Source organism: Paracoccus sp. R86501 (genome assembly GCF_042466435.1).
Classification (GTDB): domain Bacteria; phylum Pseudomonadota; class Alphaproteobacteria; order Rhodobacterales; family Rhodobacteraceae; genus Paracoccus.
On sequence record NZ_JAXHPZ010000001.1, the window covers coordinates 281,043 to 304,361 of the forward strand.

A 23,319-nucleotide genomic window follows, 5' to 3' on the forward strand; every position below is an offset into this window, starting at 1 on the left:
CATGATATGGACAAAAACCGGTCTATGTGAAAGAGCATCCGGTAACAGGAGACGCCCCATGACCATCACCCGCTTCGCGCCATCGCCCACCGGCAACATCCATGTCGGCAATCTGCGCACCGCCTTGTTCAACTATCTGATCGCCCGCAAGAACGGCGGACAGTTCATCCTGCGCCTGGATGATACCGATCAGGAACGATCCAAGCAGGAATATGTTGACGGCATCAAGCGCGATCTGGACTGGCTGGGCCTGCATTGGGACCGCGTCGAACGCCAGTCGCTGCGCCTTGAACGTTATTCCGAGGTCGCCGCAGACCTGCGCGCCAACGGCCGCTTCTATGAGGTCTTCGAGACCCCGACCGAGCTGGATCTGAAGCGCAAGAAGCAGCTGAACATGGGCAAGCCACCGGTCTATGACCGCACCGGCCTGCACCTGAGCGACGCTGAAAAGGACGCGCTGCGGGCCGAGGGGCGCCAGGGCTACTGGCGCTTCCAGCTGGATCACGAACGCATCGAATGGGATGACGGCATCCTTGGCGACATCTCGATCGACGCGGCCTCGGTCAGCGATCCGGTGCTGCTGCGTGCGGACGGGCAGGTGCTGTACACATTCGCCAGCAGCGTGGACGACACCGACATGGGCGTCACCGACATCGTGCGCGGGTCGGACCACGTCACGAACACCGCGACCCAGATCCAGATCATCAAGGCCATCGGCGGCACGCCCCCCAGCTTTGCCCACCACAGCCTGCTGACCGGTTCCAAGGGCGAGGAACTGTCCAAGCGCATCGGTGCGCTGTCGCTGAAGGACCTGCGCGAAAACGGCGTCGCCCCCGAGGCGCTGCTGGGCCTGATGGCGCGGCTTGGTTCGGGTCAGCCGGTGACGCTGGCGTCTTTGGACGAATTGGCTGACAGCTTCGATCTGTCGAACTTCGGGGCCTCGCCCACGAAATTCGACGCCGACGATCTGTGGCCGCTGACCCGCGAACGCAACCAGTCGCTGCCCTTCGATCAGGTCGCGGATCGCATCGCCGAACTGGGCGTTCCCGCCGATCAGGCCGAGCGTTTCTGGCGCGTGGCATCGCAGAACATCACCCGGCTCGAGGATCTGGACGCCTGGTGGCAGATCTTCAGCCAGGGCGCCGATCCGCAGATCGACCCCGAGGATGCGGATTTCATCACGCAGGCCATGACCATGCTGCCGCCGCCGCCCTATACCGACCAGACCTGGGGTGAATGGACCGCTGCAGTCAAGGAGGCCACGGGTCGCAAGGGCAAGGGGTTGTTCATGCCGCTGCGCAAGGCCGTGACCGGTCAGGCCCATGGTCCCGACATGTCCGACGTCATGCCGCTGATCCAGGTGGTCAAGGCGCGCTAAACCCGTCCTGCCGTGCATTATCCTGCGCCGCCCCCATGTGACCCGGGGGCGGCGTTTTTCATGGCTGCGTCGGGCATTGGGAGGAAATTCGCGAATGACGGAAAAACATGTCGCAAAGCGCTTGACGCCCCCCGCCGAACCTTCTAAATCCGCCGCACTTGTGGCGGAGTAGCTCAGTTGGTTAGAGCAGCGGAATCATAATCCGCGTGTCGGGGGTTCAAGTCCCTCCTCCGCTACCAAGTCTTCCTGACATCGGTTGTGATCATGTATCCAGCGCCGCGTGCCATTCGGCATAGGGCGTGTTCCGCACCATCTTGCGGTTCAGATCGGGTGCTCCGTCATGCCACGAGACAGGGCCGCGTTCGCCCAAGGCGCGCTTGGCCGCATCGACCCGGGCGCGGGCTTGGCGCAGGGCGTCCGGGTCGTCCTTGGCCGATTTCACCGCGCGTCGGGCATCCATCAGTTGATCGACCAGATCCTGTCTTTCCTTTTCGGACAGTTGGGGGTTGGTCGCCCGCCACAAGCGACCCTTGACGATGATGTAACGCCCGTCGGGTGTGTGCAGGACGCCATCGCTCATGTCGGGAAACCACGGCTGAGGCCAGTCGCCCCTGCCAGTCCGAACCGCCACGGCAGGTCCTGAGCACGACTGATTCCGATACGCGGACCTTGCAGCAATGGCAGGATCTGGCGGGGCAGGGCGATGGCCAGATCGCCGCCGTCGAAGGGCGCGCCATCATCGGCGATCTGAACATCCAGTGCCTGCGTCAATCGCCCCGGTCCGTTGCACAGCGAACGACCCGCGCGACGGGTGTTCATCAGGTCCTGCCCGTGATCCGGGGTCAGGGCGCGGATCAGCACGGCCTCGGCGGGGCGGGCGACGACGTTCAGGCACAAGTGGATGCCATAGGAGCGATAGACATAGGCATGACCCACCGGCCCGAACATCGAGGCATTGCGCGGCGTCGGGCCGCGGTGGCTGTGCGAGGCGGGATCATCGGCGGTATATGCCTCGGTCTCGATGATGATGCCGCCGCAGCCGCGCAGGGACAGCCGCGCCCCGATCAGCGCCTGCGCCAGATCCAGCGCGCCGCGACCCGCGACCTGCCGCATGAAGTCGGTGGCAGGATGATGGATGATCGTGTCGCGCATCACTCGGCGCCGCCCTTCGCGCGGCTTTCGAACCAGTCATGCAGGTTCAGGATGGCAAAGGTGACGGCGGCCAGAAAGGCAGCCTCGGCCAGATAGCCCAGACCGCAGGCGATGCCGATGGCGCCCGCGCCCCAGATGGCCGCCCCGCTGCCGACGCCGCGCAGACGTTTGGAGTCCTTGCCCCCCATGATGGCACCTGCACCCAGAAAGCCGATTCCGCCGACGATGCCTTGGATCAGCCGACTGGGGTTGACGGTCATGTCCTGATCATTGGCCATGGTGCTGAGCGAGAAGTTCAGCGTCACCACCATCAGCGCCGCCGAGCCGAGTGCCACAAGGATATAGGCATGGGCGCCAAGCGGCTTGTTCTTGATCTCGCGGTCCAGACCGACAAGCAGGCCGCAGCCACCGGCGAAAAGGGTGCGCAGCATGAATTCCGAAAACTCGACCATGTTTGATCCCCCGATTGTCGATGTTCCGGCCCAACGTATGCACGGGGCGGGCGTTCCAACCGGTCCTAGTCTGGACCGATCGGCAGGTTGGAGGGGAAGACCGGTTCGCCGGTTTCGGCTTCGTACTGTGCGGCCTTTGCCACCAGCCGTTCGCGCACGGCGCAGGACAGCTCCCACGAGGTGTTGGGGTCGGCGCAGGGGACGCTGAACCAGACTTCCAGACCATAGACGTCATGGCCCGCGACATTCACGCTTGAACCGTCCAGCTGGGTCAGATTGCTGCCCATGTCCTCATCCGCCACATCTTCAAGGATCTGGTCGAAGATCTTACGCAACGCCGAGATGTTGGCCCGTGAATCCAGCCGCAGCTTGATGACGCGCAGCATTTCGGGGTTCTGCAGGGTCCAGTTGGAAAATGTTTCCGAAACGAATTCCTCAACAGGAACGATCAGGCGGGTGCTGTCCCAGTTGCGCAGCTGGACATAGGTCATGTTGATGCGCTCGACGTGGCACAATTCGTTCTTGTAGAGCACCCGGTCGCCCACGCGCGCCGATTGGTTCAGCGCGATCTGCAGCGATGCCATGATGTTGCCCAGCACGTTGCGCGCGGCAAAGCCAAGGATGATCGTCATGGCCCCGGCAGATGCCAGCAGCGACAGCCCCAAGGTCCCCGCCAGATCGGCCGAGGACATGACGATCCCCGCCCCGATCAGGAAGACCACGATGACCAGCACCCGCCGCGCCGCGTTCAGGCGGGTCGCCAGAACGCGGGCCTCGGCCTGTTCGGCGACGGTCAGGTTGACTTCTTCGCCGGGGGCGATCAAGCCGTCCAGAAGCACTTCGACGCCGTTGACGATAAACAGCAGGGTCGCCGTGACGAAGCCTGCGGCGATCAGCGGGGCCAAAAAGACGTCGATCTTGCCGGAAAAGACGAAGACGTTGCCCGTGACCCACCAAATCAGGCTGGTGACGCTGATGATGATCAGCGGCTTCGAGGCCGCGCGCAGGATGCCCGTGGCGATCTTGCCGTCGGCGCGACGCCACGCCATCTTCAGCGTCCGGTGAACCAGCCATGCCAGCAGCACTGCCGCCGCGATCAGCAGCGGCAGGCCGATCCATTCCCATCGCATCAGCCCGCCAAGCGTCTTTTCCCGCATCATTCGCGGAAGGGCCGTCTCGAACTTCGAGGGTCCATAGACGTCGTGAAGGGCCGGTATGTCGCGGACGGTCTGGGTGGGGAACATCCAGATCGGCGTATCGCTGTCGGGGGGCTCCAGCCGGTTCATGCGGATCTCGGCGGGGACCAGCCCGACGGAAAGGTCGCGCAGCAGCAGCGATCGGCGCGGATTGCCCGCCATCGCCTCGGTGTCGCCCCCTTGGACCTGCAGGGCGTCGGGTCGGTCGTTCAACATCGACCAGTCCAGCACCGCCTTGCGGTCGATTACGTCATACAGCTGGCGGGCCAGTTCGGGGCCCTTCTGCGCCTGCATGTCTTCGGGAATGTCGGACAGATCCAGCAGATGGGCGGCGGCGGTCCATTCCTCGTCCTGCGCCGCTTGCAGAAAGCTGGCCATGGCGGCGCGCGGGGTGCGGCGGTCGATGCGGTCGGGGACCGGACCCAAGGCGGCGTTCAGTTCCGGGGTTTCGAAGGTCGCGTCCTGCGCATGGGCGGGATGCAACAGGGGCAGGCACAGCGTGATGGCCAGCAGGATGCCGCGCAACAGGGTCATGACACCATTCCCCGTGGGATGACGTCAAAGGCAGGGAGGGGGCAGATCAGGCATGGGTCGGTCATTCAGGGGCCACCTTGTGTCCGGTTCCGGCAGGGGATGTGGTGATCTAACCGCCGGAACGCCGATGGGGTCCCTGCGCCGGGCGGAAATATTCCGCCCGGCGCATGTGTCACGCCTCGGCGTCCGAGGTCTCGTCGGGTTCGAACTCGCTCAGCGCGGGGCGTTTGCCGATGGTGATATGGTCGATATCCTCGGCGTTCAGGCCCCGGATCAACGCGGGGATCATCATCGAGACCAACAGGAAGATCGGAAGGCCGATGACGGTGATGACCTCTTGCAGGGCGGTCAGGCCCGCTTCTCCGGCCAGCAGGATCAGGGTGGCGGCGATCAGCCCCTCGGCCACGCCCCAGAAGACGCGCTGGTGAACGGGACCCGGTTCCGCCGTGCCGCTGCACAGCATGTTGACCACCAGCGACGCCGAATCCGACGAGGTCGCAAAGAAGATCGCAACGACCAGCACCGCGATCCCCTGCATGACCGGCGCCCAAGGCAGTTCGGCAAAGAAGGCGAACATCGCCAGCGGAACCGATTCCTCGACCGCGGCACTGATACCGCCGGCGGATGCGCCCATGGCAGCGCGGGCAGCCTCGCCCAGACCGTCCATCTGCATCGCCTGCCAGCCAAAGATCGAGAACCAGATGACGGTGAACAACGACGGCGCCAGCAGCACGCCGAAGACGAATTCACGGATCGTCCGCCCGCGCGAGATCCGCGCGACGAAAAGCCCGATGAAAGGCGACCAAGTTACCGTCCACGCCCAATAGAAGACCGTCCAGTTCCCCTGCCAGCCCCAGTCGCCGGTCTCCATCCCGTCGCCGTGCAGCATGTCGTTCCAGAAGGCCAGACGCGGCAGGTTCGACAGATACAGCCCGACCGTCTCGACCATGCCGCGCAGCAGGAACAGCGTCGAGCCGGTCACCAGCACGAAGACCATCAACCCGACCGCCATGCCGATGTTGACGTTAGAAAGGATCTTCACGCCCTTGTCCAACCCGGCAACGATCGATGCGGTGGCGACCGCCGTCAGCGCCGCCAGAATTGCCAGCCGCAGCCAGGTGCCATTCTCCAGATCGAACAGGGCCGAAAGACCTGCCGCCACCTGCGACGACCCCAGCCCCAGCGACACGGCGACGCCGAACAGCGTCCCAAGGATGGAGACAATATCGATGGTCTTGCCGATCGGTCCATGGATGCCTTCGCGCAGCAACGGGTAGAAGACCGAGCTGACCCGCACCGGCAGGTCATAGCGGTTGATGAAATAGGCGAAGGCCAGTCCCGGCAGTGCAAAGATCGTCCAGGTGTGCAGCGCCAGGTGATAGAGCGAGATCGAGATCGCGTCCTGCGCCGCCTGCAGGGTGAAGGGCTCGACCCCCGGCAGGGGCGGCTCCTTGTAGTGGCTGATCGGCTCGGCCACGCCCCAGAACATCAGGACGGTCCCGATGCCGCCCGCGAACAGCATGGTGAACCACGACAGGTTCGAATATTCGGGACGTGAATTGCGCGGCCCCAGCCGGATGTGGCCATGCCGCGACATGGCGGCATAGATCAGAAAGCCCAGCCAGACATTCACCGCCAGAATGAAGAACCAGCCCAAATTGGTCACGATCCAGGCGCGGCCCGCCGAAAACGCGCCGCCGATCTGGTCGGGCAGAGCGACCAGCAGGACGACAAAGACAAGGCTAAGCCCTGCCGAGATGAAAAAGATGGTCGGATCGACCCGAAGGCCCAGCCTTTGCGCGAATTTCTCCATGAAAATGCCCCTCGTATTCCGGAATACCCAAGGTCAAGTTCCCAAGGGCCAGAACGTTCCATGCCGCTGATTGCCCATGGCGCGTGGATGGGCGACAGTGCGGCGCTGGGTCCGTCGTGGAACGAAGCCGGCACGGCCAAGTTGGAAGGGGGGCTGCCGGAAACCGGTTGCCCGCGGGATCGAATGCGACATCAGGACAGGGAATTGCATATGAACAAGCGACTGGCGCGGCCCGGGCACAATTGCTGGCGGGTCGAACAGACCGGACGCTTCGTGATGATCGCCGATGCCGACGACTATTTCACCGCCGTGCGCCGCGCGATGCTGAAGGCCCGCCGCAGCATTCTGATGATCGGCTGGGATTTCGATGCCCGGATCGATCTTGGCGACCCCGAAGATGACGGCGGCCCGGCCAAGCTGGGCGATTTCGTCATGTGGCTGGCCCGCCGGACGCCGTCGCTGCATGTGCGGTTGCTGCGCTGGGACACAGGCGCCTTCAAGGCGATGTTCCGCGGCTCGACCCTGCTGACCATCCTGCGCTGGAAGGCGCATAAGCGCATCACGCTGCGGCTGGATTCGAAACATCCATTTGCCAGTTCTCACCACCAGAAGATCGTGGTCATCGACGATTGCATCGCCTTCTGCGGCGGCATCGACATGACGGAAGGGCGCTGGGACACTCGCCAGCACATCGACGATGACCCCCGCCGCATCAGCCCCAAGGGCGAGGCGATGCCCCCTTGGCACGACGCCACCAGCGCCTTTGACGGCCCCGCCGCGCGGGCGATGGGCGATCTGGCGCGCGAGCGCTGGCGCATCGCGTCGGGGGAAACGCTGGCGCCGGTGACCGATGGCGCGAACTGCTGGCCCGAGGGGTTGGAGCCGACCTTCCGCGACGTGGCACTGGCCATCGCCCGCACCCGCCCGCAGATCCCCGACGTACAGGCCTCGTTCGAGATCGAGCAGATGTATCTGGACCTGATCGCGCGGGCGAAACACCGGATCTATGCCGAGAGCCAGTATTTCGCGTCGCGCAGGGTGGCGCAGGCTATCGCCAAGCGGCTGGTCGAGGAAGACCCGCCCGAAATCGTCATCATCAACCCGATCACCGCGCAGGGCTGGCTTGAGCCCATCGCCATGGACACCGCCCGCGCCAAGCTGTTCGAGGCGTTGAAGCGGCTGGACCATCGCGACCGCTTCCGTATCTATCACCCCGTGACCGACGCCGGGGCCGAGATTTACGTCCATGCTAAGGTGACCATCATCGATGACATCTATCTGCGGGTCGGCTCGTCGAACTTCAACAACCGCTCGATGCGGCTGGATACCGAATGCGATGTCGTCGTGGCGGGGGAACTGGAGGGGCAATCCGACCTGCGCGACCGCATCACTGCCCTGCGCGACGATCTGCTGGCCGAGCATCTGGACATGACCCCGCAGCAGGTGACGGATGCACTGGCGCAGAATCCAGACCTGATCGCCCTGATCGAGGGGAACACCCGCCCCCGCGGGCAGGGCCGCACGCTGATCCCCTTCGAGATGCCCGAGCTGAACGGTTTTCACGAATGGCTGGCGGAAAACGAAATCCTGGACCCCGAAGGCCCTGACGAGATCTTCGAGTCGCTCAGCAAGCGCGGGTTGTTCCGCAGGTGGAACCTGCGTCGTTGGCGTCAGCTGCGCAAGGCGCGACGGGCAAAGGGTCGGTCACATGGGTGACGGCGCCTCGGGCAGACCCTTGACCATCCCCGCATAGCTGTTGCTGCTGAGCAGCCCCAGATCGATCGCCTTTCGGATGGCTTCGGGGTTGTCGTCGACGCCCAATGATGCGCGGGCGGTGTGCAGACGATACCGCAGCGCGGTCCGTGAAATGCCCAGATGCGCGCAGGCCTGATCATAGGTCATGCCGCAGGCAATAGCTTCCAGCGCCTCGACCAGAATGGGGCGCATGGCGGTGGCGCGGTCCAGCAGGTCGTGGCCCTGTCTCAGCAGGGTCTGCATTCGCGCAATCTCGGCGTCGGTGAATTCGCGATCCGACCGCGCCGCCCCCATGACCGTGCGCGACTCGGGCAGCCCGCAGCTGATCGACACGCCATGGGTCATCCCCACTGCCGCCGCCTGACCCATCACATTCATCGGATCGGGCACCTGCTGGACAAGATCGCTCCAGCGCAGGGCGCCTTCGTTCATCACGCACCAGATGACAGATGGGTCCGCCACGATCATGTTCAGCCGCGTGTAGTCGGTGATCCAGCCGCTTGGATAGGTGCAGATGCGTCGGACGGGCCGTGAAAATCTGACGTGATATCCAATCATGACACCGCGCGGGGCCAGATCGGCCAGCGAAGCCTCGATGCGGTTCAGCATGTGGATCGGCATAATGTGCCTGTGCAAATAAGAAATGGGCGCTACCCAAAAGAATAGCATACCTGCTTGCGGGGGCGGGGCAACTGCTTCGTGCAACCTGCGGGGGGCCTTGGTTTCCCCGACCCCGTTGCTGTCAGGACACATAGCCCTATGGGGCTATAGGCGGGGCCATACAAATGGCTTAGCAACGGCAGGGTGATTGCCGTATTTTTAACCAGTATTTAGCCAAGGCTTTGATTTAATTCGTGGGAGGGGTGGCTGAAAGGCCGCCTCTCTTGCGTTCGGTCGGCCGATGACGCTTGCACCCATACCCCTGTCGGTTAGCTTGCCCGCAAATCTTCACCAAGGGAAAGCACAGCCATGAAGCGCGTGACATTGGGCGGCAGCGATATCGAGGTCAGCCAGATCTGCCTGGGAACGATGACCTTCGGCAATCAGACGGATGAGGAACAGGCCCATCGCCAGATGGACATGTCGCTGGATGCGGGCATGACCTTCATGGATTGTGCCGAAATGTATCCCGTGAACCCCGTGCGGGCCGAGACCGTCGGCATATCCGAGGAAGTGATCGGCCGCTGGCTGGCGCGCACCGGCAACCGCGACCGGGTCGAGATCGCGACCAAGGTCACCGGCCCCAGCCAGATGGTCCGCGACGGCAAGCCCTTCGACGGCGACACCATCCGCCAGACCATCGACGCATCGCTGCGGCGGATGCAGACGGATCACATCGACCTGTACCAGCTGCACTGGCCGGTGCGCGGGTCATATGGTTTCCGCCAGAACTGGAACTTCGACCCTTCGGCTCAGGACAAGTCGCGCACGCTGGACCATATGGCCGACGTGCTGGACGCGCTGGCCGAAGGCGTGCGGTCGGGCAAGCTGCGCGGGGTCGGTCTGTCGAACGAATCCGCTTGGGGTCTGACGCGCTGGTGCGATGTGGCCGATGCCAAGGGTGGCCCGCGCATGGCCGCCATCCAGAACGAATATTCGCCGCTGTATCGCCTGTACGACACCGATCTGGCCGAGGCGGCGGTGAACGAGGATATCACGCTGCTGTCCTATTCGCCGCTGGCGGCGGGCCTGCTGACCGGGAAATACGCCGATGGTGCCATGCCCGAAGGCAGCCGCGCGGCCGTGGACAAGGCGACGGGCGGTCAGGGCAATCTGGGCGGGCGCAAGACCAGGCGCGGGCTGAAGGCGGCGGCGGCCTATGGGGCGCTGGCGGCGGAACATGGCTGGGACGTGGTGCATATGGTCATCGCGTGGCAGCTGACGCGGCCCTTCAAGGTGGTGCCGATCATCGGGGCGACCACGACCGACCAGCTGGCGCATCTGATCGAAGGTCTGGACCGCGAGCTGCCCGAGGATCTGGTTCGCGGCATCGATCGTTTGCATCGGACCTATGCGCTGCCCTATTGATGGGTGACGCGACGCCTCTATCTTGTCGATGAGGCGATGGAAGATGAAAGGCCGGACATGGCAGGCGATCCCTACGAAGCACTTGGCGTAACCCGCAGCGCAACCGCTGACGAGATCAAGAAAGCCTATCGTCGGATCGCCAAGACCGACCATCCCGACCTGAATTCGGACCCTGCCGCCGTGGCCCGCTTCACTGCGGCCTCGGCGGCCTATGACCTGTTGAAGGACCCCGAACAGCGCCAACGGTTCGATACGGGCCAGATCGACGCGCAGGGTCAGGAACGCGCCACCCAACGGCAATGGCGCCAGCAGCCGGGTGGTGGGGGCAACCCCTTCGGCGGCGGCTTTGGCGGCCATGCGCAGGACCCCGATCTGGCCGATGTCTTTGCCGACCTGTTCGGGCAGCGCCAGCAACCCCGCGGCGGTGGGTTCGGCGGCTTTGGCGGTTTCGGGGGGCGGGGCGACCAGCGCGGGCAGGACCTGCGCCTGCCGTTGCGGGTCGATTTCCTGACGGCTGCCAAGGGTGGCCGCACGCGGATCACCCTGCCATCCGGTGGTACGCTGGAGGTCGCGGTGCCCAAGGGTGTCCGCGAAGGCCAGACCATCCGCCTGCGCGGCAAGGGCGAACGCGGCATCGGCCGGGGCGAGGCAGGCGACGCCTATCTTGATGTCGCGATTGCCGATCACGCGTTCTTCCGCCGTGACGGCGACGACATCCTACTGGTCCTGCCGATCAGCCTGGACGAGGCGATCCTAGGGGCCAAGGTCGCGGCGCCCACCATCGACGGTCCGGTGAACCTGACGATCCCCAAGGGTGCGACCTCGGGGCAGAAGCTGCGGCTGCGGGGCCGGGGCATCAACGGCGGCGATCAGCATGTCGAATTGCGCGTGGCCATGCCGTCGCAGATCGACCCCGAGCTGGAGGCATTTGTACTGAAGTGGCGGGCCAGCCATGCCTATGACCCGCGCAAGGGAATGTCCGGTTAAGGCTGGTCGTAGCGGCGTTCGCGTTCGGGCAGCTGCGCCATCACGGCATCGCGGGCGGCGTCGGACATAGCGCCCCATGCGGCGATTTCGGCCAGCGTGCGGAAGCAGCCGACGCAGAGGTCCTGATCGGGATCGATCTGGCAGATCTGGATGCATGGGCTTTGGGTCATCTGAACCGTCATTTCTGGTTGAGGGGCACGGGACGGGCATAGCCCGCCCCGGACGCTGCCGCTTGGCGGTGGCGCCCTATTGGGCGAGGTAGCGCAGCCGGTCCAGCGCACCCTGCAGGATGTATCCGGCGGCGACCTGATCGATGACCTCGGCCCGGCGCTTGCGCGAGGTATCGGCCTCGAGCAGGGCGCGTTCGGCAGCGACCGTTAACAGGCGTTCGTCCCAATAGCCGATGGGCAGATCGGTCAGCCGCGACAGGTTGCGGGCGAAGGCGCGGGTGGATTGTGCGCGGGGACCTTCGCTGCCGTCCATATTGCGTGGCAATCCCAGAATCAGCCCGGTCAGACCGCGATCGGTGGCGATCTTCAGCAGGGCCTCGGCGTCCAGCGTGAACTTCTGCCGGCGGATCACCGTGATGGGCGACGCGACCTGACGCATGCTGTCGCTGACGGCCACGCCGATGGTCTTGGTGCCCAGATCCAGCCCCGCAAGGGCGCCCATGGCGGGCAGGGTACCGGCCATTTCGCTGATGTCTTCAAAGATCATTCGGTCATTCCTGCGGTTTGGGCGGCATCTTCGATCACCTGCATCGCCTGTGGGTTGTCGGCGAAATGCCTGCGCGCCTCGGAGAGGATGTCTGCGGCCTTGTCGGTCCGGCCCAGAACCGACAGCGCGCCGATCAGGCGGGCCCATTCCTGCGGCGTGCCGCCCTGGGTCGCAAGGCGTTGCTGCAGGCCGTTGACCATATTGCCGATCATCTGGGTGCGTTCGTCATCGGTCATGTCGCCAGCGGCGGCGATGGCATCCGCATCGGGGCCGGGCAGGGCCGTGGCGGCCGGCGCGGCAGGGGGCTGATAGTCGGGTTGCCCGGCCAGCCACGCCAATTCCTCGATCGCGTTGCGGATGGTCGGGGTCCAAGGGGCGTCGTCGGGGCTTTCCTCCAGCAGCTTGCGCCAGATGGGGAAGGCGCGGTCGGGGCGGCCGTTCTGGATCAGCAGCACGCCTTGCAGATATCGGGCCTGCGGCTGTTCGGGGTCCTGCTGCAGCGCACGGACCAGCACGGCTTCGGACCCGGGCGTGATGACGCCGCCGGCGGCATTGATCATCAGGGTCGCCAGCTGCATCAGTTGCACGGCGTCGGCCTGATCACCGCGCAGGTCCACCAGATGCTGTTGTGCCGTCAGGGCGGCGGACAGGTTGCCAAGGCGCATTTCGTTCGTGGCCAGCAGCGCAAGTCCGGTCAGATCGTCCGGGTTGCGTTCGACGGCGTCGCGCAGCTGGTCGATCATGCCCAGAAATTCAGGGTCGGCATCCGACAGGTCGGGCGTCGGCAGGGCTGGGGCCTCGGCCACGGCCTGATCCTGGCTGGGACGGCTGCGATAGGCCTGATCGGCGGCGGCGATACGTTCGCCCATCGGCAGATCGGCGGCCCCGACCGCGCCTTCGCGCAGATAAAGCGCAACGGCACCCGCCGCCAGTGCCACCACGACCAGGCCCGCCCCCAGCACCCCGGCCGAGGTCGCGGCAGGTCGTGCCTGTGTCAGGCGGCGGTCGGCGTCCAGAACCTTGCGGCCGATCTCGGCGCGCAGGCGTTGGGCATCGTCGGGCTGGATCACGCCGCGATCAAGGTCGTTGTCGACCTCGGACAGCTGGTCGCGATAGACGCGCAGGTCATAGGCCGCCGCGGGCTGCGCCCCGGCATCCGACCGCCCCCGCCAGATCGGGGCAAGTATGGCAAAGGCGACAATCGCGGTCAGACCCGCAGCCAGAATCCAGAACATCGGCATCCTCCGTTGGACCCCTTCCCTAGCGGGGTTCGGGCGAAATCGAAAGCGCCGCGACGGGTGGGCACGCGCGGATGTGACCGCCAGAACGTCGCATGTCGCATTTCGCCGTGATCTGCCGCATGCCGCCTTGAGGTGGAACCACGATCGCGGCCATGCTGGCGAAACGCAACCTGTGGAATCCATCATGTCCGACGCCCCCCGTTCCGGTCGCTATTCCGTCTTTGCCATCGCCCGGCAGGCGCTGCGCCAGCATTCCGGCTGGCAGCGTGCCTGGGCCAGTCCCGCGCCGCGCGACCGCTATAAGGTGGTGATCGTGGGGGCAGGGGGACATGGCTTGGCCACCGCCTATTACCTTGGCAAGAATTTCGGCATCACCGACGTCGCCATTATCGAAAAGGGCTGGCTGGGCGGCGGCAACACCGGTCGCAACACGACGATCATCCGGTCGAACTATCTGCAGGACCCGTCGGCGGCGATCTATGACAAGGCGCTGAAGCTTTACGAAGGGCTGTCGCAGGACCTGAACTACAACGTTATGTTCAGCCCGCGCGGGTTGATCATGCTGGCGCAGACCGAACATGAGATCCGCGGATACAAGCGCACCGTCTATGCCAACAACCTGCAAGGGGTCAGCACCGAATGGGTCGATCCGCAGCGGCTGAAGGAACTGGTGCCGATCATCAACATCGACGGCCCGCGCTATCCGGTGCTGGGCGGGCTTTACCAAAAGCGCGGCGGCACGGCCCGCCACGACGCGGTGGCCTGGGGCTATGCCCGCGCCTGTTCCGACATGGGCATGCATATCATCCAGAACTGCGAGGTGACGGGGGTCGAGACCGAGGGCGGCGAGGTCCGCGCCGTCAACACCAGCAAGGGCCGCATCGGCTGCGACAAGCTGGCGATGGTGGTGGCCGGGCATTCCAGCCAGCTGGCGGAAATGGCGGGCTTCCGCCTGCCCATCGAAAGCGTCGCCTTGCAGGCACTGGTCAGCGAACCGATCAAGCCCTGCATGGATGTCGTCGTCATGGCCAATACCGTTCACGGATACCTGTCGCAATCCGACAAGGGAGAAATGGTCATCGGCGGCGGCACCGACGGGTTCAACAACTTTACCCAACGCGGCAGCTGGCACCACGTCGAGGAAACCGTCCGCGCCTTGGTCGAGACCTTCCCGATGATCAGCCGCCTGAAGATGCTGCGCCAATGGGGCGGCATCGTGGACATGACGGGCGACCGCTCGCCCATTCTGTTGACCACGCCGGTGGGCGGCATCTTCGTCAACTGCGGCTGGGGCACGGGGGGCTTCAAGGCGATCCCGGGTTCGGGCTGGGCGATGGCAGAGCTGGTCGCCAAAGGCAGCCCCGGACCGCTGGCCGCCGATTTCGGCCTGAACCGTTTCCGCGAGGGGCGCTTCATCGACGAAAGCGTCGCCGCCGGCGTGGCGCATTGACCATGGCGACCGCAATGCGACCGGGCGCGGGAACTTGTTGGGCAGGATGCGAATTGGTCAGTCACAACAGATATGACCAAGGGGTAAAGCCATGGCTGACCGCAACAACAACGGACTGTATTTCATCGTCGGCGCGATCGTCGTCGTTGTCGCCTTCCTGTTCTTCTTCATGTCGGGCGGTGACGGTGTCGATGTTGCCCCGGCAGATGGCGGCGGCGACACCAACATCAGCGTCGATGCGGCCCCCGATGCGGCACCTGCTGAAACCGCTCCTGCGGAACCGGCCGAGCCTGCCCCCGCAAACTGATGCGATCACGGCCGCTCGCGGCCTGACCGGCATTCATCACGACCCGTCCATGACGCGCGCCGCAGGGTTCACCCCTTGCGGCGCGTTTGCATGTCCGGCCCCTGCAAGGATCACCCGATGCTGACGCTGACCTGCCCCTGTTGCGGCATCGCTGCCGAGGAAACCGAACTGCACCCCGGGGGTGAGGCGCATCTGACCCGCGTCGGCCCCGGCGGCAGCGACGAACAGTTCGAGGATTACATGTTCGCCCGCAAGAACCCCAAGGGCGTGAATTTCGAACGCTGGCGCCACGCCTATGGCTGCGGCAAGTGGTTTCTGGCCGCCCGCTGCACCGCGACCTTGCAGGTCTTCGGCACCTACAAGGCGCAGAACGCCCATCCCCCCGCCGAGATCGTCGAGGCGATCCGCAAGGCACGCCCCGACTGGAACCCCGACTGGACGACCGAATGATGACCCATGTGCCCCCCTTCCGCCTGCCTTCGGGCGGCCGCCTGATCGACCGGGCGTTCCAGGTCCCCTTCCGCTTTGACGGCCGCCATCTGCGCGGCTTGACGGGCGACACGCTGGCCTCGGCGCTTCTGGCGAACGGCCAGATGCTGATGGGCCGGTCGTTCAAGTATCACCGCCCGCGCGGCCCGCTGGCGTCCGGCGCCGAGGAGCCGAACGCCCTCTTCGGTCTGGGGCAGGGTGGACGGTTCGAACCCAACCAGCGTGCCACCACCACTGCCCTTGCCAATGGCATGGTCATGCGCAGCCAGAACTGCTGGCCGTCGCTTGATGCCGACATCGGGGCGGTGAGCAACTGGCTGGCACCCTTCCTGCCAGCGGGCTTCTACTACAAGACCTTCATCCATCCGCGCCCCTTCTGGAAGCATGTCTTCGAGCCGATCATCCGCAAAAGCGCGGGTCTTGGTCGTGCGCCGACCGACCCCGATCCCGACCGCTATGAGCAGGCCTATGGCTTTGCCGATACAGTCGTCGTGGGCGGCGGCATCGCCGGTCTGACGGCGGCGCGCGATGCGGCGGACAAGGGCGGCACGGTTCTGGTGCTGGAACAGACCGCGATCTGGGGTGGGCGCACGCCGACCGACCATGACGGTGGCAGTGATGCGATCGACGCGCTGCTGGCCGATCTTCGTGGGCGCGACAATGTCACCCTGCGCCGCAACACGATGGCGACGGGGCTTTACGACCACGGCTATCTGATCGCACGCGAGGCTTTGGCCGATCACGATCCGAACCAGGGCATCCCGCGCCAGCGTCTGTGGCGCATCCGTGCCGGTCACGTCATCACCGCCACCGGCGCGTTGGAGCGTCCCTTGGCCTTCGCCTGCAACGATGTGCCGGGCGTGATGCTGGCATCCGCCGCACGCGACTTCATCGCCGATTTCGGGGTGGCGCCGGGGCAGCGGATCGTCGTCGTGACGAACAATGACGACGCCTATCGCACCGCGCTGACCGCCGTTGCGGCAGGGCTGGATGTGGCTGCGATCATCGACGCACGGCCCCAGGCCACCGGCGATCTGCCCGATGCCGCGCGCCAGGCCGGGATTACGGTTCTGACCGGCAGCGCCATCGCCAAGGTCAAGGGCAGCCGCCATGTCGAGGGCGTGGTGATCTGCGACCAATCCGGCGACGGCAAGCCGACGCAGACCATCGACTGCGACGTGGTTGCCATGTCGGGCGGCTGGTCGCCGGTCGTGCATCTGTGGTCCCATTGCGGCGGCAAGCTGGTCTGGGATGATGCGCAGGCCATGTTCCGTCCTGACGCCGACCGCCCGCCCTTGGGCGCGGACGGTACCGGCAATGTGACCGTCGTGGGATCGGCCAATGGCGATCTGCGATGCGCGGGCGATCTGGAACGGGCCGAGGGCGCGACGCAGCCCGTATGGGTGATGCCCGCCAAGGCCCCCTACAAGCTGCGCGCCAAGATGTGGCTGGATTTCCAGAACGACGTGAAGGTCACCGATGTCGAACTGGCCGCGCGCGAAGGCTATGCCTCGGTTGAACATACCAAGCGCTATACCACGCTTGGCATGGCCACCGATCAGGGCAAGCTGTCGAACATCAACGGGCTTGCGGTGCTGTCCAATGCGCTCAACCAGCCCATCCAGGCGACGGGCACCACGACCTTCCGCCCGCCCTATACGCCCCTGACCCTTGCCACCATCGCCGCCGAGGCCAAGGGCGATGCCTTCCAGCCCCTGCGCAAGACGCCGATGCATGACTGGCACGAAAAGCACGGCGTATCCTGGGAACCGGTCGGACATTGGCGGCGGGCCTATTGCTATCCCCGCGGGGCCGAGGATCGCCACGCGGCCGTGAACCGCGAGATCATGGCGGTGCGCAATGCGGTGGGGACGCTGGATGCGTCTACGCTTGGCAAGATCATCGTGAAGGGTCCGGATGCGGGCCGTTTCATGGACATGCTCTATACCAACATGATGTCCACGCTGCCGGTTGGCAAATGCCGATACGGGCTGATGTGCAGCGAAAACGGCTTTCTGATGGATGATGGTGTGGTCGCGCGTCTGTCTGATGACACATGGCTGTGCCACACCACCACCGGCGGGGCCGACCGCATCCATGGACATATGGAGGATTGGCTGCAATGCGAATGGTGGGACTGGAAGGTCTATACCGCCAATGTCACCGAGGAATATGCCCAGATCGCCGTTGCCGGTCCCAAGGCGCGCGAATTGCTGGACCGCCTGCCGGGCAGCATCGACTTGTCTCAGGATGCGCTGCCCTTCATGACCTGGGCCGAGGGCGATATCGCGGGCATTCCGGCGCGTATCTTCCGCATCAGCTTCTCGGGCGAACTCAGCTATGAGATCGCCGTTCCGGCAAATCGCGGGGCCGAGCTGTGGGAACAGCTGCACAACACCGGCCATGATCTGGGCATCACCCCCTATGGCACCGAGGCGATGCACATCATGCGCGCCGAAAAGGGCTTCATCATGATCGGGGACGAGACCGACGGCACGATCATCCCGCAGGATCTGGGGCTGGATTGGGCGATCTCGAAGAAGAAGGCCGACTATATCGGCAAGCGTGCCCAACGCCGCAGCCATATGACCGATGGCAACCGCTGGAAGCTGGTCGGGCTGGAAAGCATCGACGGCCATGTGCTGCCCGATGGCGCCTATGCCGTGGATCAGGGTTTCAACCCCAACGGCCAGCGCCGCGTGCAGGGGCGCGTCACCTCCAGCTATCATTCGCCGACACTGGGCAAGCCCATCGCGATGGGGCTGGTCAAACACGGCCCCGCCCGCATGGGTCAAGTGCTGGATTTCCCCATGCCCTCGGGCGAGGTGATGCAGGCGCGGATCGTCGATCCGGTGTTCTTTGACAAGGAAGGAGGCCGCTTGAATGGCTGATCCCATGGCCACCATCACCCGCCAGACCGGTCTTGGCATGATCACCATCCGCGCCGATCTGGACCGCGCGGGCGATGCCATAGCCGAGGCTGCGGGCCTTGCCATCCCCGATGTCACCGGCATCACCGAAGACGGCAGCCGCGCCCTTGGCTGGATGTCACCCGACGAGCTGCTGCTGATCCTGCCCGAGGCCGAGGTGACCGAAGCCCGTCTGGCGCTGGAACAGGCGCTGGCGGGCGAACATGCGCTGGTCGTCGACATGTCAAACGCCCGCGCGGTCTTTGACGTCGCGGGGCAGCATGCCGCCGATGTCATCGCCAAGCTGGCCCCCGTCGATGCGGCCGGGATGCCGCACGGGCACCTGCGCCGCACCCGCGCGGCCCAGACTGCCGCCGCCATCTGGCGTCACGGCGAGGGGTTCCGGATCATCGGGTTCCGCTCGACCGCCGATTATCTTGGGCTGATCCTGCAGAATGCAGCCATTCCCGGCAGTCAACTGGCCCCGCGCTAAGGGGCGGTCCGGCCCGGTCCTTGGAACTGGCAAAGCACCCTTGCGTTGACCATGCGAATGCGCGACCGTGCGCCGCGATCGCAGACCCAAACCTTTTGAAAGGACAGCGAAATGGCCTTTACCCTTCCTGATCTTCCCTATGCCCACGACGCCCTCGAATCCGCAGGCATGTCCAAGGAAACGCTGGAATACCACCACGACAAGCACCACAACGCCTATGTCACCAAGCTGAACGAGCTGGTCGCAGGCACCGAGTGGGAAGGCAAACCGCTGGAGGACATCGTCAAGGGCACCTATCAGAAGGACGCCGTCGCTCAGAACGGCATCTTCAACAACGCCAGCCAGCACTGGAACCACAGCCAGTTCTGGGAAATGATGGGTCCGAACCCCGGCGCGATGCCCGCAAATCTGGAATCCGCGATCAACGACAGCTTCGGCTCGGTCGAGGAGTTCAAGAAGAAGTTCGCCGAAGCTGGCGGCGGTCAGTTCGGTTCGGGCTGGGCTTGGCTGGTCAAGAACGCCGATGGCAAGCTTGAGATCACCAAGACCGAGAACGGCGTGAACCCGCTGTGCTTCGGCCAGACCGCGCTGCTGGGCTGCGATGTGTGGGAACATTCCTATTACATCGACTTCCGCAATGCGCGTCCGAAGTATCTGGAAAACTTCCTGAACAATCTGGTGAACTGGGACAACGTGGCCTCGCGCCTCTGATCCCGTCGCAGCTTGACGCAAGGGCCCGCCGTTCCATCGGCGGGCCTTTTGCATGGGACGCGCAGGCGTGATTGACGGGGCCGTGCGGCGGCATTGGCTTTTCCCTTTGTCGCGGTATAAGACCGTTGCAACGACAGAACAAATCGGGTGAAGGCGGGCATGGCCAACCAGAACGACAGCTTCATCGACGAGGTCACCGACGAACTGCGCCGGGACAAGCTTTACGGCGCCTTCCGCCGCTATGGCTGGATCGGCATTCTTGCGATCCTGCTGATCGTGGGCGGTGCGGCCTGGCGCGAATACAGCCAGTCGCGCGATCGTGCCGCGGCGGAAAACTGGGGCGATGCCGTTCTGGCCGCCGTCGAGGATCAGGACGCCGCCGCGATCGAGGCGATCGACCCGGCAGGCTCGGCCGGGCGGGAAGGGCTTGCAGGTCTGCTGGCCGCGAATTCCTGGATCACCTCGGGCGATGATGCCAAGGCCGCCGAGGCTTTGCGCGATGTCGCGGGCGATGAAACCGTCGGCACGACCCTTCGCGATCTGGCCCAGTTGAAACTGGTGATGCTGGAAGGGCAGGACATGGACCCGTCCGAACGTGACACGATGCTGACGCGCCTGTCGCGCGCCGGCGCCCCGTTCGAGCTGTTGGCGCTGGAACAGAAGGCCGTGGCCCTTGTCGGTGCCGGTCGGTCCGAGGATGCGATCACCCTGATCCGCCAGATCCAGCAGAAGGACGGCCTCAGCGAAAGCTTGCGTCGCCGCCTGTCCGAGATGATGATCGCCTTGGGCGTCGAGCCTGAACCGAATGATGCGATGGCCGCCCCGAATTGATCGGGACAGGCAAGATGACTGGACGAGGGGAGAGGCGAGGATGACCGCCACGCTGCGACTGACCTTGGCGATTGCCGCAGGGCTTTCACTTGCCGCCTGCGGCAACCGCGATGAAATTCTTCCGGGCCAGCGGCTGGACCCTCTGGCTGTCCTCTCGCCCGATGGGCCGGCGGTCGAGGGGGCGCCGGGTGTCTCCAGCACGGCGCTGTCGCTGGCGGCCCCCGTTACCAATGGCGAATGGACGCATCGGGGTGGCAATGCCGCCCATGCGCCCGGTCATGTGCAACTGGGCGCGGGCACGACCCGCATCTGGTCGGCAGATATCGGGCAGGGCGACAACCGCCGTCACCGCATCACCGCCGATCCCGTCGTGGCCGCAGGTCTCGTCTTTACGCTGGACAGCCGTGCCACCGTGACGGCGACCGCGCTGAACGGCGGTCGTGCCTGGTCCACCGATGTGACCCCTGCGCTGGAAAACCCCGACAGCGCATCGGGTGGCGGCTTGGCCTATGAGGGCGGGCAGATTTTCGTCACCACCGGCTTTGGTGAATTGGTCGCGCTGGATGCGGCGACCGGTGCCGTTCAATGGCGCCAGCGTGTCGATGCCGCGATCAGCGGCGGTCCTGCGGTGCAGGATGGTGTCGTCTATGTCGCAGCGCGCAATTCCGTCGGCTGGGCCGTGCGCGCCAGTGACGGCAAGGTGATGTGGCAGACCTCGGGGACGCCCTCGGGGTCGGGCGTGATGGGCGTGGCCGTGCCTGCCGTTCAGGGCAATACGGTGATCTTCCCCTTCTCGTCGGGTCAGATGCTGGCGGTCGATCGCGACAGCGGGCTGACGAATTGGGCGACCCAGATCGCGGGCACCCGCATCGGGCGCGCCATCGCCGTCATCCGTGATGTGACCGGCGATCCGGTGATTTCGGGCGGCCGCGTCTATGCCGGCACATCCTCGGGCCGGATCGAGGCTGCGGATATGGCAACGGGCCAACAGGTCTGGTCGGCCCGTGAGGGCGCCAACAGCCCCCCCGTCGTGGCGGGCGGTTCGGTCTTTGCCGTGAACGAACAAGCCGAGCTGGTGCGCCTCGATGCTGCGACCGGTGGCGTGATCTGGCGGCAGGCGATGCCCTATTTCACCACCGACCGCGTCAAGAAGCAGGATGGCATCCACGCACATTACGGCCCTGTCCTTGCAGGAGGGCGGTTGTATGTTGCCTCCAGTGATGGCATGTTGCGTGCCTTCGATCCCGCCTCCGGTGCGCTGGTCGGTCAGGGAGATATCCCCGGAGGCGCCGCCTCTGCCCCCGTCGTTGCCGGTCAAACTCTTTACGTCGTTGCACGCAACGGCCAGTTGCATGCGTTGAAATGACATTCACACTCGCCATCGTCGGCAGGCCCAATGTGGGCAAATCCACTCTGTTCAACCGTCTTGTCGGCAAAAAGCTGGCGCTGGTTGACGACCAACCGGGCGTGACCCGCGATCTGCGCGAAGGCGCGGGCCGCTTGGGTGACCTGCGGTTCGTCGTCATCGACAGCGCCGGTCTGGAAATGGCCGAGGACGACAGCCTCGAAGGGCGCATGCGTCGCCTGACCGAACGCGCCGTGGACGAGGCCGACATCTGCCTGTTCGTGGTCGATGCCCGCATCGGGGTCACTGCGGCGGATGAATATTTCGCCGAAATCCTGCGCCGCCGCGCCAAGCACGTCATCGTTGCCGCCAATAAATCCGAAGGCAAGGCGGGCGAGGCTGGCGCCATGGAGGCCTATGCGCTTGGCCTTGGCGAACCCTTGCGCATTTCTGCCGAACACGGCGAGGGGATGGATGACCTTTACGGCGTTCTGATGCCCCTGGCCGATCAGATCGAAGCGGCCCGTCCTGCCCCGATCGAAGCCACCGTCAACATCGAGCTGTCCGAAGAGGATGCCGAAACCGGCGAGGGCGAGGAGGAATGGCGTCCCTCGGAAAGCCGTCCCCTGCAGCTGGCCATCATCGGCCGCCCGAACGCGGGCAAGTCAACCCTGATCAACAAGATCATCGGCGAGGATCGCCTGCTGACCGGTCCCGAGGCCGGCATCACCCGTGATTCGATCAGCGTCAACACGACCTTCATAGACACCCCCATGCGGATTTTCGACACCGCAGGCATGCGCAAGCGTGCCAAGGTGACGGATAAGGTCGAAAAGCTGTCGGTCGCCGATGGCCTGCGTGCCGTCCGCTTTGCCGAAGTTGTCGTCGTCCTGCTGGACGTCGATATTCCCTTCGAACAGCAGGACCTGCGCATCGCGGATTATGCCGAGACCGAAGGCCGTGCCGTCGTTGTCGCCGCGAACAAATGGGACTTGGAAGAAGACAAGCCGCATAAGCTGAACGAGCTGCGCCAGAACTTTGAAAAGCTGTTGCCGCAGCTGAAGGGTGCGCCGCTGGTCACCGTTTCGGCCCGCACCGGCAAGGGTCTGGACCGTCTGCATAACGCCGTCGTCAAGGCGCATGAGGTCTGGAACCGCCGTGTCTCGACCGCGCGCCTGAACCAATGGCTGGGTGCCATGGTCGAGAGCCATCCGCCCCCCGCACCGGGCGGCCGCCGCATCCGCCTGCGCTATATGACGCAGGTCAAGACGCGTCCGCCCGCCTTTGTCGTCAAGGCCACGCATACCGACAAGATCCCGACCAGCTATCAGCGGTATCTGATCAACGGGCTGCGGGCTGATTTCGACATGCCGGGAACGCCAATCCGGATCTTCTTCCGCGATCAGGGGGGCGACAACCCCTTCAAGGCAAAGGCCGCCAAGGCCAAGACCAGTCAGTCGGGCGCCCTGTCCAAGCACAAGGTCCGGCAAAAGCCGAAAGGCAGCTGAGGGGAAGGGGGGCCATGTGCCCC

The 23,319-nt window shown here is 64.9% G+C and carries 22 protein-coding genes and 1 tRNA gene; 14 read left to right on the top strand and 9 right to left on the bottom strand.

What is annotated here, in order from left to right; all coding sequences use genetic code 11:
* The first annotated feature begins 58 nt into the window (after nucleotides 1-58).
* Nucleotides 59-1,378, top strand: a complete 1,320-nt coding sequence (gltX, locus tag SJY40_RS01465) for a glutamate--tRNA ligase (protein WP_378941915.1) — start codon at nucleotides 59-61, stop codon at nucleotides 1,376-1,378.
* Between the two features lie 162 nt (nucleotides 1,379-1,540).
* Nucleotides 1,541-1,617 (top strand) — tRNA-Met (locus tag SJY40_RS01470).
* Between the two features lie 23 nt (nucleotides 1,618-1,640).
* Here SJY40_RS01470 and SJY40_RS01475 read toward each other — a convergent pair.
* The 5 genes from SJY40_RS01475 to SJY40_RS01495 all read right to left on the bottom strand — a co-directional run bounded on the left by SJY40_RS01475 (nucleotide 1,641) and on the right by SJY40_RS01495 (nucleotide 6,525).
* Entirely contained in the window at nucleotides 1,641-1,958 is a 318-nt protein-coding gene (locus SJY40_RS01475) for a hypothetical protein (protein WP_378941918.1), read from the bottom strand.
* Nucleotides 1,955-2,530, bottom strand: a complete 576-nt coding sequence (locus SJY40_RS01480) for a DNA-3-methyladenine glycosylase (protein ID WP_378941920.1) — start codon at nucleotides 2,528-2,530, stop codon at nucleotides 1,955-1,957. Before SJY40_RS01480 ends, SJY40_RS01475 begins: the two co-directional genes overlap by 4 nt.
* The gene (locus tag SJY40_RS01485; RefSeq protein ID WP_378941923.1) at nucleotides 2,530-2,982 is read right to left on the bottom strand and encodes an MgtC/SapB family protein; all 453 of its coding nucleotides are present in this window, start codon (nucleotides 2,980-2,982) and stop codon (nucleotides 2,530-2,532) included. Before SJY40_RS01485 ends, SJY40_RS01480 begins: the two co-directional genes overlap by 1 nt.
* 65 nt (nucleotides 2,983-3,047) lie before the next feature.
* Entirely contained in the window at nucleotides 3,048-4,712 is a 1,665-nt protein-coding gene (locus SJY40_RS01490; RefSeq protein WP_378941926.1) for a mechanosensitive ion channel family protein, read from the bottom strand.
* 172 nt (nucleotides 4,713-4,884) lie between these two features.
* A complete protein-coding gene (locus tag SJY40_RS01495) occupies nucleotides 4,885-6,525 on the bottom strand; it encodes a BCCT family transporter (protein WP_378941928.1) in 1,641 nt (546 codons plus the stop codon).
* 183 nt (nucleotides 6,526-6,708) lie between these two features.
* Here SJY40_RS01495 and SJY40_RS01500 point away from each other — a divergent pair, with 183 nt between their 5' ends.
* Entirely contained in the window at nucleotides 6,709-8,241 is a 1,533-nt protein-coding gene (locus SJY40_RS01500) for a phospholipase D-like domain-containing protein (RefSeq protein ID WP_378948226.1), read from the top strand.
* Here the strand turns inward: SJY40_RS01500 and SJY40_RS01505 are convergent.
* Nucleotides 8,230-8,901 (bottom strand): autoinducer binding domain-containing protein, encoded by a 672-nt coding sequence (locus tag SJY40_RS01505; protein ID WP_378941930.1) that lies wholly within the window; start codon nucleotides 8,899-8,901, stop codon nucleotides 8,230-8,232. The genes SJY40_RS01500 and SJY40_RS01505 overlap by 12 nt on opposite strands.
* A 348-nt stretch (nucleotides 8,902-9,249) precedes the next feature.
* Here SJY40_RS01505 and SJY40_RS01510 point away from each other — a divergent pair, with 348 nt between their 5' ends.
* Together SJY40_RS01510 and SJY40_RS01515 are read left to right on the top strand one after the other, a co-directional pair.
* Complete coding sequence (locus SJY40_RS01510) at nucleotides 9,250-10,308, top strand: aldo/keto reductase (protein ID WP_378941932.1); 1,059 nt, start codon at nucleotides 9,250-9,252, stop codon at nucleotides 10,306-10,308.
* A gap of 57 nt (nucleotides 10,309-10,365) precedes the next feature.
* Nucleotides 10,366-11,295 carry a DnaJ C-terminal domain-containing protein gene (locus tag SJY40_RS01515; RefSeq protein ID WP_378941935.1) on the top strand — a complete coding sequence of 310 codons (930 nt, stop codon included), beginning with the start codon at nucleotides 10,366-10,368 and terminating at the stop codon, nucleotides 11,293-11,295.
* On the opposite strand, the gene SJY40_RS01520 is transcribed toward SJY40_RS01515, so the two are convergent.
* The 3 genes from SJY40_RS01520 to ccmI form a co-directional block, all read right to left on the bottom strand.
* Nucleotides 11,292-11,465 (bottom strand): DUF1289 domain-containing protein, encoded by a 174-nt coding sequence (locus SJY40_RS01520; protein WP_378941937.1) that lies wholly within the window; start codon nucleotides 11,463-11,465, stop codon nucleotides 11,292-11,294. The two genes, SJY40_RS01515 and SJY40_RS01520, sit on opposite strands and share 4 nt — an antisense overlap.
* A 76-nt stretch (nucleotides 11,466-11,541) precedes the next feature.
* Complete coding sequence (gene ruvX / locus SJY40_RS01525; protein ID WP_378941940.1) at nucleotides 11,542-12,012, bottom strand: Holliday junction resolvase RuvX; 471 nt, start codon at nucleotides 12,010-12,012, stop codon at nucleotides 11,542-11,544.
* Nucleotides 12,009-13,247 (bottom strand): c-type cytochrome biogenesis protein CcmI, encoded by a 1,239-nt coding sequence (gene ccmI, locus SJY40_RS01530; protein WP_378941942.1) that lies wholly within the window; start codon nucleotides 13,245-13,247, stop codon nucleotides 12,009-12,011. The genes ruvX and ccmI overlap by 4 nt, the downstream gene beginning before the upstream one ends.
* A 190-nt stretch (nucleotides 13,248-13,437) precedes the next feature.
* Between ccmI and SJY40_RS01535 the strand changes: the two genes are divergently transcribed.
* The 9 genes from SJY40_RS01535 (at nucleotide 13,438) to der (ending at nucleotide 23,296) form a co-directional block, all read left to right on the top strand.
* Nucleotides 13,438-14,703, top strand: coding sequence for a sarcosine oxidase subunit beta family protein (locus SJY40_RS01535; protein WP_378941944.1), 1,266 nt, complete (start codon nucleotides 13,438-13,440; stop codon nucleotides 14,701-14,703).
* A 91-nt stretch (nucleotides 14,704-14,794) separates the two neighbouring features.
* Nucleotides 14,795-15,010, top strand: a complete 216-nt coding sequence (locus SJY40_RS01540) for a hypothetical protein (protein WP_378941946.1) — start codon at nucleotides 14,795-14,797, stop codon at nucleotides 15,008-15,010.
* Nucleotides 15,011-15,127: 117 nt separating this feature from the next.
* The gene (locus SJY40_RS01545; protein ID WP_378941948.1) at nucleotides 15,128-15,460 is read left to right on the top strand and encodes a sarcosine oxidase subunit delta; all 333 of its coding nucleotides are present in this window, start codon (nucleotides 15,128-15,130) and stop codon (nucleotides 15,458-15,460) included.
* Nucleotides 15,460-18,390 carry a sarcosine oxidase subunit alpha family protein gene (locus SJY40_RS01550; RefSeq protein ID WP_378941951.1) on the top strand — a complete coding sequence of 977 codons (2,931 nt, stop codon included), beginning with the start codon at nucleotides 15,460-15,462 and terminating at the stop codon, nucleotides 18,388-18,390. Before SJY40_RS01545 ends, SJY40_RS01550 begins: the two co-directional genes overlap by 1 nt.
* Nucleotides 18,383-18,901: a sarcosine oxidase subunit gamma gene (locus SJY40_RS01555; protein ID WP_378941953.1), complete on the top strand. Its 519-nt coding sequence runs from the start codon at nucleotides 18,383-18,385 to the stop codon at nucleotides 18,899-18,901. The genes SJY40_RS01550 and SJY40_RS01555 overlap by 8 nt, the downstream gene beginning before the upstream one ends.
* A gap of 111 nt (nucleotides 18,902-19,012) precedes the next feature.
* Nucleotides 19,013-19,612, top strand: a complete 600-nt coding sequence (locus SJY40_RS01560) for a superoxide dismutase (RefSeq protein ID WP_378941955.1) — start codon at nucleotides 19,013-19,015, stop codon at nucleotides 19,610-19,612.
* Nucleotides 19,613-19,771: 159 nt separating this feature from the next.
* Nucleotides 19,772-20,443, top strand: a complete 672-nt coding sequence (locus SJY40_RS01565; RefSeq protein ID WP_378941957.1) for a tetratricopeptide repeat protein — start codon at nucleotides 19,772-19,774, stop codon at nucleotides 20,441-20,443.
* Between the two features lie 40 nt (nucleotides 20,444-20,483).
* Nucleotides 20,484-21,809, top strand: a complete 1,326-nt coding sequence (locus SJY40_RS01570) for a PQQ-binding-like beta-propeller repeat protein (RefSeq protein WP_378941960.1) — start codon at nucleotides 20,484-20,486, stop codon at nucleotides 21,807-21,809.
* Nucleotides 21,806-23,296 carry a ribosome biogenesis GTPase Der gene (gene der / locus SJY40_RS01575; RefSeq protein WP_378941962.1) on the top strand — a complete coding sequence of 497 codons (1,491 nt, stop codon included), beginning with the start codon at nucleotides 21,806-21,808 and terminating at the stop codon, nucleotides 23,294-23,296. The genes SJY40_RS01570 and der overlap by 4 nt, the downstream gene beginning before the upstream one ends.
* Nucleotides 23,297-23,319: the final 23 nt, after the last annotated feature.